General features: G+C 54.3%; 11 protein-coding genes and 1 tRNA gene. 6 read left to right on the top strand and 6 right to left on the bottom strand.

Annotation, left to right across the window (positions count from 1 at the left end):
* Positions 1–584: 584 nt before the first annotated feature.
* From DSM117340_RS07930 to DSM117340_RS07920, 3 genes are all read left to right on the top strand, one after another.
* Positions 585–4,274: a vitamin B12-dependent ribonucleotide reductase gene (locus DSM117340_RS07930; protein WP_089890693.1), complete on the top strand. Its 3,690-nt coding sequence runs from the start codon at positions 585–587 to the stop codon at positions 4,272–4,274.
* Positions 4,275–4,735: 461 nt separating this feature from the next.
* Positions 4,736–4,987, top strand: coding sequence for an EF-hand domain-containing protein (locus tag DSM117340_RS07925; protein WP_245724416.1), 252 nt, complete (start codon positions 4,736–4,738; stop codon positions 4,985–4,987).
* A 48-nt stretch (positions 4,988–5,035) separates the two neighbouring features.
* On the top strand, positions 5,036–5,284 hold the full coding sequence (locus DSM117340_RS07920; protein WP_089890699.1) for an EF-hand domain-containing protein: 249 nt from the start codon (positions 5,036–5,038) through the stop codon (positions 5,282–5,284).
* Between the two features lie 97 nt (positions 5,285–5,381).
* Here the strand turns inward: DSM117340_RS07920 and DSM117340_RS07915 are convergent, their stop codons facing one another.
* The 3 genes from DSM117340_RS07915 to rocF are packed head-to-tail and all read right to left on the bottom strand — an operon-like array spanning position 5,382 to position 8,287.
* Entirely contained in the window at positions 5,382–6,425 is a 1,044-nt protein-coding gene (locus DSM117340_RS07915) for an ornithine cyclodeaminase (protein WP_089890703.1), read from the bottom strand.
* Between the two features lie 12 nt (positions 6,426–6,437).
* Positions 6,438–7,370, bottom strand: coding sequence for a citrulline utilization hydrolase CtlX (ctlX, locus tag DSM117340_RS07910; protein ID WP_089890705.1), 933 nt, complete (start codon positions 7,368–7,370; stop codon positions 6,438–6,440).
* A complete protein-coding gene (gene rocF / locus DSM117340_RS07905; RefSeq protein WP_089890707.1) occupies positions 7,367–8,287 on the bottom strand; it encodes an arginase in 921 nt (306 codons plus the stop codon). The genes ctlX and rocF overlap by 4 nt, the downstream gene beginning before the upstream one ends.
* Positions 8,288–8,411: 124 nt before the next feature.
* On the opposite strand from rocF, the gene DSM117340_RS07900 reads away from it, so the two are divergent.
* Complete coding sequence (locus tag DSM117340_RS07900) at positions 8,412–8,840, top strand: Lrp/AsnC family transcriptional regulator (RefSeq protein WP_089890710.1); 429 nt, start codon at positions 8,412–8,414, stop codon at positions 8,838–8,840.
* A gap of 317 nt (positions 8,841–9,157) precedes the next feature.
* On the opposite strand, the gene DSM117340_RS07895 is transcribed toward DSM117340_RS07900, so the two are convergent.
* The 3 genes from DSM117340_RS07895 to DSM117340_RS07885 all read right to left on the bottom strand — a co-directional run bounded on the left by DSM117340_RS07895 (position 9,158) and on the right by DSM117340_RS07885 (position 10,812).
* The gene (locus tag DSM117340_RS07895) at positions 9,158–9,511 is read right to left on the bottom strand and encodes a hypothetical protein (protein ID WP_089890713.1); all 354 of its coding nucleotides are present in this window, start codon (positions 9,509–9,511) and stop codon (positions 9,158–9,160) included.
* A gap of 258 nt (positions 9,512–9,769) precedes the next feature.
* Positions 9,770–10,237, bottom strand: coding sequence for a disulfide bond formation protein B (locus DSM117340_RS07890; protein WP_089890716.1), 468 nt, complete (start codon positions 10,235–10,237; stop codon positions 9,770–9,772).
* Complete coding sequence (locus DSM117340_RS07885; RefSeq protein WP_089890720.1) at positions 10,234–10,812, bottom strand: YqaA family protein; 579 nt, start codon at positions 10,810–10,812, stop codon at positions 10,234–10,236. Before DSM117340_RS07885 ends, DSM117340_RS07890 begins: the two co-directional genes overlap by 4 nt.
* Positions 10,813–10,935: 123 nt before the next feature.
* Between DSM117340_RS07885 and DSM117340_RS07880 the strand changes: the two genes are divergently transcribed.
* Together DSM117340_RS07880 and DSM117340_RS07875 are read left to right on the top strand one after the other, a co-directional pair.
* The gene (locus DSM117340_RS07880; protein WP_089890721.1) at positions 10,936–12,195 is read left to right on the top strand and encodes a flavin-dependent oxidoreductase; all 1,260 of its coding nucleotides are present in this window, start codon (positions 10,936–10,938) and stop codon (positions 12,193–12,195) included.
* 64 nt (positions 12,196–12,259) lie between these two features.
* Positions 12,260–12,343 (top strand) — tRNA-Leu (locus DSM117340_RS07875).
* The last annotated feature ends 59 nt before the right edge of the window (positions 12,344–12,402 follow it).

The raw sequence follows: 12,402 nt of genomic DNA, 5'->3' as shown, positions 1-12,402 counted from the left end.
GTTGGCGAATCTACGGTTCACCCGTCTGCACTATGTCCCAAAGCAAGCGGGGCGCGACGGTATGAAGTTTTTTTTAAAAGTTAACGCAAAGCTATCAAATTTATCCACGGCAGTGGATAAAAGAGGCATCTCACGTGGCTGTTTCTTTAGGCTTTTGCTCTAACCCCGCCGAAAGAAAAGGCTTTCTCTCTTGAAGCCCAAATGAGCAGAGGGCGCAGGTGCCAAAGCTCGGCGGTGGATGAATCAGGGAGAAGTTTTCCGACCCCCTCAAACTTTTTAGCGTCAACTCTAAATTGCACAATTTTTGTAAAAGTTTCCGTTGACCTGCGCTGCGCAAATACGCCAGATAGTGTCAGTCAGATTAAAGACCACAACATATAGGGGTCAACAGTCGGGCAGGGACAGGTTTAAGTCACAGACATATCGCTCGCTTCGAGCGCAGTTTTGGCGCGTGGTTCATTTCCACGCAGCCCTTATCCTTGGCATCTGCATGGCGTGTCTGGCTCAAAAAGGGGGCTGACCAGAAATATGTGGTCGGCGGGCAATGATTGTAAAACTTAAGGCACAGAGGGCTAGGCAGAGCTATGAAAATTGACAGAAAATTTACTGAGGCAGGCAAAGACGCGTACGCGGATGTTGAGTTTGTGACGACAGTTTCAGAAATCCGCAATCCTGACGGCACCATTGTTTTCAAACTGGACGATGTAGAGGTTCCTAAGAAGTGGAGCCAGGTGGCCTCGGATGTGATCGCTCAAAAATACTTTCGCAAAGCTGGTGTGCCAACATCCTTGAAAAAAGTGAAAGAAAAGGATGTTCCTGAGTTTTTGTGGCGCTCAGTGCCTGCGACGGACACCACCGAGAAGACGGGTGAAATTTCTGCCAAGCAAGTTTTTGACCGTCTCGCAGGGGCATGGGCCTACTGGGGCTGGAAGGGCGGTTACTTCTCAACAGAGGATGATGCGCGCGCCTATTATGACGAAATGCGGCACATGCTTGCCACGCAGCGCGCAGCGCCGAACTCTCCGCAGTGGTTCAATACAGGGCTACATTGGGCATATGGCATTGATGGACCAGGGCAAGGCCACTTTTATGTGGATTACCAGTCGGGTGAGTTGACTAAATCAACGTCGGCTTACGAGCACCCGCAGCCACATGCTTGTTTTATCCAGTCGGTCAAAGATGATCTGGTTGGCGATGGCGGCATCATGGATCTTTGGGTGCGTGAAGCGCGTCTCTTCAAGTACGGCTCGGGCACGGGCACGAACTTTAGCCACCTGCGCGCCTCAAATGAAGCGCTCTCAGGCGGCGGCAAATCTTCTGGCCTCATGGGCTTCCTAAAGATTGGCGACCGTGCAGCAGGTGCGATTAAATCTGGCGGAACAACACGCCGTGCAGCGAAGATGGTTATCGTCGATGCGGACCACCCTGACGTAGAAGAATATATCAACTGGAAAGTGAAAGAAGAGCAAAAGGTTGCGTCGATCGTCGCGGGCTCCAAACTTCACGAAGAAAAGCTCAACGAGATTTTCGGCGCCATTCGTTCTTGGGATGGATCGAGCGAAGATTCTGTTGACCCAAAGAAGAATGAACAGCTTAAAGCGGCCATCCGTGGAGCGAAAAAAGTCCATATTCCAGAGACATACGTCAAGCGCGTGCTCGACTACGCAAAACAGGGGTTTGGCAGCATTGAGTTCCCAACCTATGACACGGATTGGGACTCGGAAGCCTACGCGTCGGTATCAGGTCAAAACTCAAACAACTCGATCCGCGTCACAAATGCATATCTCAAGGCTGTGAAAGATGATGCAGATTGGGAACTGATCCGTCGTACGGATGGCACCGTTGCTAAAACCATCAAAGCACGTAAGCTTTGGGAAGATGTTGGTCACGCGGCTTGGGCCTGTGCCGATCCCGGAATTCAGTTCCACGATACTGTAAACGAGTGGCACACCTGCCCAGAAGATGGTGAGATCCGCGGGTCAAACCCATGCTCGGAATATATGTTCCTTGACGACACTGCCTGTAACCTTGCCTCGATGAACCTGCTGACCTTCCTGAAGGACGGTAAGTTCCAAGCGGAAGACTACATGCACGCGTCACGCCTTTGGACGGTTACGCTCGAAATCTCAGTCATGATGGCGCAGTTCCCGTCAAAAGAGATTGCTCAGCGTTCTTACGACTTCCGCACCTTGGGTCTGGGCTATGCCAACATTGGTGGCCTCTTGATGAACCTTGGTCTTGGCTATGATAGCGATGAGGGCCGCGCGATCGGTGCTGCACTTACTGCCATCATGACGGGCGTTGCTTATGCCACCTCTGCCGAAATCGCGGGCGAACTGGGGGCATTCCCGGGTTACGAGCGCAACCGTGAGCACATGCTCCGCGTCATTCGCAACCACCGCAACGCGGCCTATGGGGCGACAGAAGGGTATGAAAACCTCGAAATCAAACCTGTTCCACTTGATCTGAAGAATTGCCCCGATAGTCAGCTGATCGATTTGTCGATGGCTGTTTGGGACGAAGCGCTCAAACTCGGTGAAAAGAACGGTTTCCGCAACGCCCAAGTCTCTGTGATTGCACCAACTGGTACAATCGGCCTTGTTATGGATTGCGATACAACAGGGATTGAGCCTGACTTTGCTCTTGTGAAGTTCAAGAAACTTGCGGGTGGCGGCTATTTCAAAATCATCAACCAGTCAGTCCCTGCCGCTCTTGAAAAACTCGGCTATGGCTCGGCCCAAATCGAAGAGATTGTGTCCTATGCGGTCGGTCACGGCACATTGGGCAATGCCCCAGGCATTAACCATACCTCGCTGATCGGGCACGGCTTTGGCCAGCCAGAAATCGACAAGATCGAAAACGCGCTTGGCACGGCTTTTGACATCCGCTTTGTGTTCAACCAGTGGACACTTGGCGAAGCCTTCTGCACAGGCACCTTGGGTATCCCTGCTGAGAAGCTTAATGATCCGACGTTTGATATGCTCAAGCACCTTGGCTACGCCCGTGCCGATGTTGACGCAGCAAATGATCACGTTTGCGGAACGATGACACTGGAAGGCGCGCCGCACTTGGAAGAAAAACACTACAACGTGTTTGACTGTGCCAACCCATGTGGCAAGCGGGGCAAGCGATATCTCTCTGTAACGGCGCACATCTATATGATGGCAGCGGCTCAGAGCTTTATCTCTGGTGCGATCTCCAAAACGATCAACATGCCAAATGATGCGACAATCGAAGACTGCCAGAAAGCCTATGAGCTATCATGGTCGCTCGGTGTGAAGGCCAATGCGCTGTATCGCGATGGTTCCAAGCTTAGCCAGCCTTTGGCATCTGCCCTCGTGGAAGATGATGATGAGGCGCTCGAAATTCTTGAGAGCGGTTCTAGCCAAGAAAAGGCGGCTGTTCTTGCTCAAAAGATCGTCGAAAAAGTGATCATCAAAGAGATCGTTAAATCACACCGTGAGAAGATGCCCGAGCGCCGCAAAGGCTATACGCAGAAAGCGGTTGTTGGTGGTCACAAGGTATACTTGCGGACGGGCGAATACCAAGACGGCTCACTCGGTGAAATCTTCATTGATATGCACAAAGAGGGTGCTGGCTTCCGTGCGATGATGAACAACTTCGCGATCGCGGTTTCGGTTGGCCTCCAGTATGGCGTGCCACTGGAAGAGTTTGTTGATGCCTTCACGTTCACAAAGTTTGAGCCTGCCGGCATGGTCCAAGGCAATGACAGCATCAAGAATGCCACGTCGATCCTTGACTATATCTTCCGTGAGCTGGCTGTGTCCTACCTCGACCGCACTGATCTGGCGCATGTGAAGCCAGAAGGCGCAAGCTTTGATGACTTGGGGCGCGGCGAAGAAGAGGGCGTGAGCAACATTCAGGAAATGAGTGAAGGCTCTGCATCTCGCTCGCTCGAAGTGCTTAAGCAGATCAGCTCTACAGGCTACCTGCGCAAGCGCCTTCCTCAGGAACTTGTTGTCCTGCAGGGCGGGCAAAGCTTTGGTGGTATGGCAATGGCCTCGGGTGACCCTGTTACGGCATTGAATACGCTTGTGCCGGAGACTTCAGGCGGGTCTGTGAGTGCAGTTGCGATGGGCGAGAGCCTTGCCACCACGACAAGCACAACAGCTCTGAGTATGGACGAGCGGACAAAAGCTAAAATGCAGGGCTACGAGGGCGAAGCCTGTGGCGATTGTGGCAACTACACACTCGTGCGCAACGGAACCTGTATGAAGTGCAACACATGTGGAGCGACCTCAGGGTGCTCCTAACAGTCACGGGGCGGGTGCGCTCGCCCCTGAACGCGTTCAGGCCGCAGGCATAAAACTACGAGCGGTGAAATATAACTGAGCCTGAACGGCGAAACTTTACGGGGGGCCCAAGCGGCCCCCCTTTTTTGTGTAGAATCAAGGGGCAGGAGCCAAAAGTTCGTCTTTTTGAGAAATCAAAAGGTGAGACGAGATAGAGATCAGCGTTTGACCTTACAAGTGGTCCCATGCGCGGTTGAATTGCATAAGCGCCGCTTTGCCAAAGTAGATCTGAGTCTTGCGCGCCAAATGGCTCAAACCTCTGTGCAGCGAGCCATTGAGCGCACAAGCGCCTGCCAGATCAGGGGTTTTTGGCGGCTTTTAGCACCTTTTGGGGAGACGCTCAGATGGTGCTGTTCGAAATCAAAAATTGGAGATTATCTCAGCCGAGAAGGCAAACCCGCCTTCCTCGACTTGGAGGATGAATGATGAACAAATTTGCACTGACCCTCGCAGCACTTGTGACAGCGATCTCACCTGCGCTCGCGATGAGCGACAGCGCCGTTGAAGTGGATACCAATGGTGACGGCGTCTTGTCATTGGAGGAGGTCCAGGCTGTTTGGCCGAGCGTTACCACCGAAGACTTTGAAACGATGGACGCAAATGCCGATGGTTCACTTGACGACACAGAAATCAAGACTGCTGAAGAAGCAGGCATGATGAGCACGGATGGCTAAGACCCAACGGCTCCTACGTAAAACCCCATGAAATAAAAGGAAAAGACCATGAAAAAGACAACGCTTGCACTGGCCGCTCTTGCGACGCTTCTGACACCTATGCTTGCCAGCGCTGATATGCTTGCAGAGCTCGATACCAATGGCGATGGTGCGGTGACTGTTGACGAACTGCAGGCCGTATACCCAGATATGACAGCCGAGAGCTTCTCGGAAATGGATATCAATGATGACGGTTTGCTCGATGCGGATGAGATCACAGCCGCAGAGGAAGCTGGCACGATCAACCAAGACGGCTAACGCTCGCTTAAAGCCGAGCCTGTTCCCCTCAAGCAAGGCTTTGCGCGCGATTGAAACATAAGAAAAGCCCCCGAAGCTTATGCTTTGGGGGCTTTTTTTAACCAGCGCGTTTGAGCATTCCGAAGAGATCCCGTGGGTCATCAGGATCTGCTAGCATATCCAGATTTTGAAAGAAGTCGGTGCCTTTGATGTGTTCACGCACATAGCGGAGTGCGGAAAAATCTTCGATTGCAAACCCTACGCTGTCAAACAGCGTGATCTGTTTGTCGCTCGTGCGGCCTTTTGCTTGGCCTGTGATCACTTGCCATAACTCCGTCACAGGATGGTCCTGCGGGAGCTGTTGAATTTCACCCTCGATGCGTGTTTGGGGCGGAAATTCAACAAATATATCAGAGCGATGCAGGATTTCTGCGGCAAGTTCTGTCTTGCCAGGGCAGTCACCGCCGATGGCGTTGATATGAACACCTGCGCCGATCATGTTATCTGTTAGGATCGTGGCGCATTGTTTGTCGGCGGTACAGGTTGTGATGATCTCTGCACCTTCCATGCTCTCTTCGGCCGATTTACATTTGGTGACCTGCACCCCCATGCCCTCAAGATTGCGAGCGGCCTTTTTTGTCGCTTCTGGGTCGATATCATAGAGCCGCACCGCCTCCAGTCCGATGATGGCCTTCATAGCCAGCGTCTGGAACTCCGATTGGGCGCCATTGCCGATCATCGCCATAGTCTTGGCGCCTTTTGGCGCAAGGTGTTTTGCGGCCATGGCCGAGGTGGCTGCCGTTCGGATTGCCGTGAGCATTGTCATCTCGCTGAGCAGAGTGGGGTAGCCTGTGTAAACATCAGCGAGAAGACCAAAGGCGGTGACGGTTTGTAGGCCCTCCGAGGTGTTCTTCGGGTGGCCGTTTACATATTTGAAGCCATATGCCTCGCCGTCGGAAGTTGGCATGAGCTCAATCACCCCCACATCGGAGTGACTTGCCACACGGGGGGTCTTGTCAAAAAGCTCCCAGCGTTTGAAGTCGGTTTCAATCTCGTATGCGAGGCCACGCAGCATATTTTCGAGCCCGATGTGGTGCACCAGTTTCATCATGTTGTCGACGGAAACGAAGGGGACGTAGGCTTTGGATGAAGGATGTAGCAAAGTTCTTAACCTCTAATTAAAATTGCGTTTGGCGCGAGGCGCGAGGTGAATTCCAGCGATCATGCACCGAGCAGATCCGCCCGCGCTTTCGATGATTGGCAGATCGAGAGGTAGGAGCGTCAGGCTTCCCTCTAGTCGGCGACGCTGATCTGGGGAGAGGGCTTTTTCTGCCCGGGAAGACAAAGCCAGCACGGGGCCGTTTGTTCCTGTGAGTTCAATTGCGTTACCCGCAAAATCACCAATTTGGCTCTCACTGAGGGCAATAACGTCGCGCCCAGTTTCACTCAGGCGTTCGGAAATCGTTTGTCTACGTTCCGCGTTGCTTACAATATCCATACCCACCATGGCGCAGGCCGAGCCGACAAACATGAGAACATTGGTATGATAGACGGGTGAACCGCCTGCGTCAGCGGCGTCAAAGACGATTGGTTCATAGCCAAATCGCGTGCAAAACCGTTCAAGCAAGATAGGGTCGGCGCGATGGGAGCGCGCAACAAAGGCCAGACGGCCGATGTGATCAAGAACCATGGCGCCAGTGCCTTCAAGAGAAAGCCCATCTGCTTCAAGCCCCGAAAAGTCGGTAACTTCGGCGACCCTGTATTCTTGCTTCAAAAACTCGATGACGTCCGTCCGCCGCTCTTTGCGACGGCTCTTGGCATACATCGGATAGATGGCTACGTGGCCCCCGTGGTGCGTTGAGAACCAGTTGTTTGGAAAAACAGAATCCGGTGTGTCATTGGCCCTGTCTTGGAAGACATGAACGCGCACGCCTGCGTCTTTCAATCTTGCAACAGCGTTGTCAAACTCTGTCTGCGCTTGGCGTGAGATTTCGGCAGACGGCATATTTGGGATAGTCTGAAAGCGGTTGTCAGTGGCAGTTTCAGGATTTGGTTTAAAGTTGTTGGGGCGGATCATAACCACCGCGTTTGGGGACTGTACGCTCATGAGAAAGCCCGTGTCGGGCGGTCAAACACACGCCGCCCAAGGGCGGAGGCCGCCAGATCGACCATCACCTGAGCCGTGCGGCCGCGTTCATCAAGGAAGGGGTTGAGCTCGACAAGATCCAGCGAGCTCATCAGGCCTGAATCACAGATCATTTCCATGACCAGATGTGCCTCACGGATGGTTGCACCGCCGGGCACGGTCGTGCCGACAGCGGGTGCGAAAGCGGGGTCGAGGAAATCTACATCAAGGCTGACATGGAGCGCGCCATTGGCTTTCTTAACCTTGTTGAGAAAAGCAGCCAGCGGCTTTGCAATCCCTGTTTCATCAATGCGGCGCATGTCATAGGCATGAATATTGGTGTCTTGCATCGCTTCTCGCTCGGCAGCGTCAACGGACCTAAGCCCCAGAATACAAACGTTTTCTTCAGGAATTGGGCGCTCGATTTTGGGGAAGCCTGCGAAGCCTTTGCGGCCTGTGACATAGCCAACAGGAGTGCCGTGGAGATTGCCTGAATCAGTCGTCTCGGGGGTGTGATAGTCGGTGTGGGCGTCCAGCCAGAGTAGAAACTGGGGCTGATTCTTTTCAGTTGAGTAGGCGTTCACGCCACCGACTGAGCCGAGCGAAAGGGCGTGGTCACCACCAAGAAAGATTGGCAAACCTTTTGCCATCGCGTCTTGGCCTGTGCGCCAGAGGCGGTTGGTCCAGCCGACGGTTTCATGGTGCTTGTAAATACGCGCTTCGGGGTCATCAGGCGCGTGCTCGGCGGGGGCGAGATTGCCCCAATCCCGGACGCGGTACCCAAGGCCTGTGAGTGCCTCTGTCAGGCCTGCAGTCCGGTAGGCATCTGGCCCCATGAGGCAGCCTTTTCGGCGCTTTCCAGAATCCATTGGAGCGCCAATGAGAATGATATCACGCATGGTCTTGAAGCCTTTTCCTGTCGCAGTTTGGCATAAGATTATGGGCTAAATGGGAGGCGATATAGCTTCCAAAGTGATCATTTAGATGCTAGATTTATCAATTTGATATATTGAGGTGATCATTATGGATGATCTTGACCAACGCCTTATTTCAGCCCTGCGTCACGATGCACGGGCCTCACATTCTGACCTTGCTGCGCAGCTTGGAGTGACGCGCGCGACGGTGCGGGCGCGGCTCGCGCGGCTGGAGGCGAGGGGGGTGATTTTGGGCTATTCTGTGGTGCTGAAAGAGGACCGTCTTGCGGACCCTGTGAGGGGGCTGATGATGATCGGAATCGAGGGCCGTGGGACCGAAAGGATTCTGCGTCAGCTGGCTGGATTTTCCGCGGTGAGAGGCGTGCATAGCACCAATGGACGTTGGGATGTGATCGCCGAAATCGGCACGGAAAGCCTTGAAGCTTTTGACGAAGTGCTGGCACGTATCCGCAAGTTGGACGGGGTCGCCACTTCGGAAACCTCGCTTTTGTTGAGTACTAAAAAAGCCTCAAATTGAGCAGCGTTCCACTTGGTTAACGCGTGTTTTGACGCCCGAAAACAGGGGGGTGAAAAGCGTGCACAACCCGTGCACAACCCGTGCACCGACTGAATCGAAGGTGTGGTAACGCAAAATTAAGTAATGGAGCGCTCGGTCGCGTCAGTCTTTACTCAACGCTTCGTGCTTTGGGGGAGGTGGAGAAAGCTATTATGGACCGCAAGCGGCGAACATCAGCGTCTGCAAATACCTCTCAAAAATCAAATGTGATCTGAGAGGTGCTCAGGCCGAGGCCTCTATCGGTCTTCCGGCGTGTTCAGGCATCAATCCGGTCCCTTTTAGCCGCCATTCTTGCATGTCTGTTGACGCAGTTCAGAGATTGCGCGAGCTGGGACAGCGCCGGCACTCATAATTCCGCCTGTGGCGAGCCACTCGGAGTGCTTAGCGTTGAGGCAATCGACCCGCAGAATACCAAAAAAATCTCCGCGCTTCCCTTCGCCGCGTATGAATACCTCATAGGCTTGGTCGTAGGAGCTGTTGTCGGCTTGTGTTGCATACCACCACTGTTTGTAGGGCGGGGGCAGGTCATCGGTGTCTTCGAATAGTAGGACGGTTTCACCTGCTTGAGCGCCTGTCGCCAAGCCATAGACAGAAGGCCAGAAAAGCGCAGCGGCCATCAAAAGGTTTCTCATATCCATCTCCTTTGCCTGTTCTTGTACCCTTTTTACGGCTCAATAAGGCAGTCTTAAGGCAAAAATGGAAGCGAGAAAGGGGTTGAGAGGCGGAGCCTAGGGTATCATTGGGAAAATTGAACAATCATCTGAAGGCAGCTCTTTTTGTTTATGTAGGCCGCAGTCTTGCAAAGAGACCGTCTATGCAAATAGAGACACCCAAAAGGCTTGTTTGCTGTCTCGTGGGGTGGGGCAAGATACCAACACCCTATAGGATATTCAAACCCTGTTCTTTGCCGCAGCCAGCCAGATTAGCGTGAGGGCGATGGAGGCTATGGCGTTCCAGCTGGCCATAGAGAGGGTGAAGAGCTCCCATGGGGCTTCGTCGCAGCGCACGATGGGGGCGGCCATGATCTGGTTGAGCAGGTCTTGTGCACTGAGCCCTGAGATGTCGCTTGAGGTGCAGCTTGAGGGCCCAGCCCAGAGTTTGCGCTCAACACCCGTATGATAGACGCCAATGGCGGCAGTGGTGAGCGCGGCGAGCGCACCGAGGAGCGGCAAGAGCCGACCGGGGACCATCAGCCCGATCATGGCGAGCAGGATGGCAACAACATGGGGGTAGCGCTGCCAGATGCAAAGTTTGCAAGGCGGCATCTCTCCGATGTGTTGAAAACCGAGCGCGCCCAACATCATGGCGCCAGAACCGAGGCCTGCCAGCAAGATAAGATTGGGGCGCGAGAAGGTCATAAAAATTTCACCACATAAAAGCCGCCCAGAAGGAGCGCGCAGAATAGGATGAACATAAGGCCAAGACGCCGCTCGATAAAGTCACGAATAGGTGCGCCAAATTTCCAGAGCAGGAATGCCACGATATAAAAGCGCAATCCGCGGGCAAGAATAGATGTGACGATAAAGGTGAGAAGGGGCATCCCTGTCCAGCCCGACATGATCGTGATGACCTTATAGGGGAACGGTGTCATGCCTGCGACGAGCACGGCCCAGAAGCCGACATCGTTAAAGCGCTCATTGAAGGCGGCGACGGCATCGCCCTTGCCCAAGCTCTCAAGGATCGGCTGGCCTAGCTCGGTAAAGGCCAATGCGCCTATGGCGTAGCCCAAGAGCCCGCCAATGACAGAGGCGGTGAGCGCCACAGAGGCGATGAGCCATGCGCGCGAGGGACGGGCGAGGATCATCGGGATCATCAGGATATCGGGTGGAATGGGAAACACCGAAGATTCGATGAACGCCACGAACGCCAGCCACCACATCGCGTGGCGATGTTCGGCGAGCCGCATTGTCCAGTCATAAAGCCTGCGCAACATTGTTCTGCTCTTTGTTTTTATTGTTGTTCTTACTGCCTTCGCCTATTGGGCCGCGCTTTTGCGCTGGCGTCAAGGCTTTGGCGTCCTTTAACATGGGGGAAAATTTATACGGAGGCATTCATAATGACCGTTTTGATCGCGGGCGCTGGCATTGGTGGACTGACTCTCGGGCTTTCGCTGCATCAGCTTGGCATTCCTTTCAAGATATTTGAGGCCGTCCGCGAAATTCGTCCGTTGGGTGTTGGGATCAATGTTCAGCCCCATGCGATCCGCGAGTTGTTTGAGCTTGGGCTTGAGGGGGAGCTCGACAAGGTCGGGTTGCGCACAAAGCAGGTTGCGTATTTTTCAGCGCAGGGCGGTGAAATCTGGCGCGAGGCGCGAGGTGAGTTTGCGGGCTATCATTGGCCGCAATATTCGATCCACCGTGGTGGGATGCAGATGTTGCTGTACCGCGCACTTATGGAGCGGGCGGGGCCTGATGTAATCCAGATGGGAGCCGCTGTGACGGGATCGGTTGATACTGCGACGGGTGTTGAAATCACACTGGCCGACCGAAGCACGGGCGAAACACTTGGCTGCGCAGCTGGCAGTGTCTTTGTGGCCGCAGACGGCATCAACTCTGCGGCGCGCCAGGCGCTTTATCCTGATGAGGGCGCGGCTCATTGGGGCGGGATTATGATGTGGCGGGGTGTCACGCGGGGGCCGAGCTTCCTTGGCGGGCGTACCATGGCGATGGCGGGCAAGCGGGACTGCAAGTTTGTCTGCTATCCGATCGAAGAGTTTAATGACGGTACCTGCCTGATCAACTGGATTGCGGACCGAGCCATGGCGGAAGATTACGTGTGGCGCGAACAGGACTGGAACCGTGAAGGGCGCTTGGATGACTTTCTGGGCGTTTTTTCTGACTGGACGTTTGATTGGCTCGATGTGCCTGAGATCATCACCACGGCGCAGAGTGTCTGGGAATATCCGATGGTCGACCGCAACCCATTGCCGCGCTGGAGCCACGGGCGGATGACGCTTTTGGGGGATGCGGCCCATGCGATGTATCCGATTGGATCAAATGGCGCGTCGCAGGCGATCCTTGATGCGCGTGTGTTGGCGCGGGAGCTGCGCGACATGGGGCAGGGCGTCGCTGCATTGGAGCGCTATGACGAGATACGGCGTGAGACAGTAAATGCGCTTGTGCTCGCCAATCGCGGGGCTGGACCTGACAAAGTCCTTGATATTGTGGCTGAACGAGCGCCCGAGGGGTTTGAGAGCATCAGTGATGTGATGAGCCAAGTTGAGCTGGAAGAGGCGGCAGGAGCCTATAAGAAGCTGGCGGGTATGGATATTGAGGCGCTCAATGCGCGCGGCCCGCTTGTGTCTGTTTCAAGCTGATTTCACTTTAGATGCATTTTGGACTTTTCGCGCGGCAAACAACGCGCTAAACGGCAGTCAATGTGCCCAAGTGGCGGAATGGTAGACGCAGGGGATTCAAAATCCCCCGCCGCGAGGCGTGCCGGTTCGAGTCCGGCCTTGGGTACCACTGCACATTAAGCGAGCCTTGTTCGAAGGCAGAAAACTGGCAGAGAAACGCGCGTGGCT

The organism is Lentibacter algarum, from assembly GCF_040580765.1.
Lineage (GTDB): Bacteria > Pseudomonadota > Alphaproteobacteria > Rhodobacterales > Rhodobacteraceae > Lentibacter > Lentibacter algarum.
The sequence above is the reverse complement of the archived record's forward strand: the minus strand, read 5'-3'. Positions and strand labels throughout refer to the sequence as shown.

What these genes read in the sequence shown, in the direction of transcription:
- DSM117340_RS07930 (WP_089890693.1), top strand. Translation starts at nt 585, where the DNA reads ATGAAAATTGACAGAAAATTTACTGAGGCAGGCAAAGACGCGTACGCG.
- DSM117340_RS07925 (WP_245724416.1), top strand. Translation starts at nt 4,736, where the DNA reads ATGATGAACAAATTTGCACTGACCCTCGCAGCACTTGTGACAGCGATC.
- DSM117340_RS07920 (WP_089890699.1), top strand. Translation starts at nt 5,036, where the DNA reads ATGAAAAAGACAACGCTTGCACTGGCCGCTCTTGCGACGCTTCTGACA.
- ctlX (WP_089890705.1), bottom strand. Translation starts at nt 7,370, where the DNA reads ATGAGCGTACAGTCCCCAAACGCGGTGGTTATGATCCGCCCCAACAAC.
- rocF (WP_089890707.1), bottom strand. Translation starts at nt 8,287, where the DNA reads ATGCGTGATATCATTCTCATTGGCGCTCCAATGGATTCTGGAAAGCGC.
- DSM117340_RS07900 (WP_089890710.1), top strand. Translation starts at nt 8,412, where the DNA reads ATGGATGATCTTGACCAACGCCTTATTTCAGCCCTGCGTCACGATGCA.
- DSM117340_RS07895 (WP_089890713.1), bottom strand. Translation starts at nt 9,511, where the DNA reads ATGAGAAACCTTTTGATGGCCGCTGCGCTTTTCTGGCCTTCTGTCTAT.
- DSM117340_RS07890 (WP_089890716.1), bottom strand. Translation starts at nt 10,237, where the DNA reads ATGACCTTCTCGCGCCCCAATCTTATCTTGCTGGCAGGCCTCGGTTCT.
- DSM117340_RS07885 (WP_089890720.1), bottom strand. Translation starts at nt 10,812, where the DNA reads ATGTTGCGCAGGCTTTATGACTGGACAATGCGGCTCGCCGAACATCGC.
- DSM117340_RS07880 (WP_089890721.1), top strand. Translation starts at nt 10,936, where the DNA reads ATGACCGTTTTGATCGCGGGCGCTGGCATTGGTGGACTGACTCTCGGG.